Origin of the sequence: Stenotrophomonas sp. HMWF003, assembly GCF_003061285.1 — a bacterium.
Classification (GTDB): domain Bacteria; phylum Pseudomonadota; class Gammaproteobacteria; order Xanthomonadales; family Xanthomonadaceae; genus Stenotrophomonas; species Stenotrophomonas maltophilia_AP.
Genome location: NZ_QAIW01000315.1, coordinates 1 through 1,358, shown reverse-complemented (window position 1 = coordinate 1,358; position 1,358 = coordinate 1). Strand labels below are relative to the sequence as shown.

Sequence of the window (1,358 nt, the reverse complement as noted above, 5' to 3'; positions counted from 1 at the left end):
GCTCAGCGCCCAGCGCCGGGTCAGGTTCCAGCGCAGCTCCGTCTCCAGCACCGCCGCCCGGGTGTCCTGGTAGCGGGCCGAACCGATGCCGCGCAGGTCGATGTACGGCAGGCGGTAGAACGGTATGTCACCGTTGGCCCAGCGTGCGTCGGCGCGTCCGCCCAGCACCAGCCGCGACCCGAGGGGCCAGTAGCCGTAGGCATGCCCGCGGTAGCTCTGGAACGCCGTGTCGCTGCCAATGCCCGGCAGGTAGTAGTTGCCCTCGATCATGCCCAGCCAGCCACGCGACGGGGTGAACGGGTTGTCGCGGGTGTCGTATTCCAGCGACAGCCCGAGCCCGGAGCTGCGCGTGGCCAGCTCATGGGGCTGGAAGCGGTCGCGGTCGGAGGCAATGTCGAACCCGATGTCCATGTCCATGTAGATCCACGCCAGGCCAACGAACAGATCGCGCTCGCCGATGCGGCGGAAGCCCTGCTGGAACGACATCACGCCGTCGACGTTGTACTCGATCGCGGCGGCCGGCAGGCGCGTGCCGGGCGTGTAGAAGCCCAGGTTGAACGAGGTCTTGGCCACCCCGCCGCGATAGCGCCAGCGGTCGTCGTCGAAGTGCAGGGATGCGCCCACCCCGTAGGCCTCGCTGCCGTTCTCGGTGCGCATCGCGCCGCCGCCGTAGATGTCCGGGGTGGGCATTTTAGGCGTGCCGCCCTCCCCGTCCGGCGGCGCCGTGGAGGCGGACTTGTGGAAGAACGCCAGTGCCACGCCGCCCCCGTTGCCTACTGCCGGGTCGGTGATGATGATCGGCACGGGCAGGAAGCCGCGGTGCTCCAGCAGCCAGCGCGACATGTCGAACCGGCCGTCTTCGCTGTCACGGAACATCCCGCGCATGCCGGTCGATGGCGCCGCCGATGCCGGTGCCGCGGCAACGGTCGGCACCGCCGGGTCGGCATCGGCCTGGGCCGAGGCCAGCAGGGGCCAGAGCAGCAGGCAGCCAAGCACGCGGTAGGGGGTGGACATCAGTCACCTCGGCATGGCCATAAGGTGCGCGACGTCGCGCCGGTGGGAGGGAGAACCCCGGCGCGGCGCCGCGCGGTGAAACCATCACGCCCTGCGGCGCCGTTCAACGTGCGGCGCTGGCACCGGGCGGATAGGCGGCAAACAGCTTGTCCAGGCCGGCGTCGACGGCGGCATTGACCTTGTCCGGCGAGCTCGGCACGGTGCCGCTGGCGGTGCCACGCCAGACCGCCTGCTTGGTCCGCGCATCGAACATGTCCACTACCAGCGTGCCGACATCGTAGGTATGCACCTGGGTGGTGGCGCTGCCCATGGCCATGCCGCCGCCCCAGCCGCCGCGCCAGCCC

Annotated in this window: 2 protein-coding genes; both read right to left on the bottom strand. The window is 70.5% G+C overall.

The features are described from left to right. Positions 1–1,014 (bottom strand): BamA/TamA family outer membrane protein (locus DBR34_RS12895; protein WP_128097087.1); only part of this gene is annotated, 1,014 nt, incomplete at its 3' end. A 103-nt stretch (positions 1,015–1,117) separates the two neighbouring features. After that, positions 1,118–1,358 (bottom strand): DUF4136 domain-containing protein (locus tag DBR34_RS12890; RefSeq protein WP_146186837.1); only part of this gene is annotated, 241 nt, incomplete at its 5' end.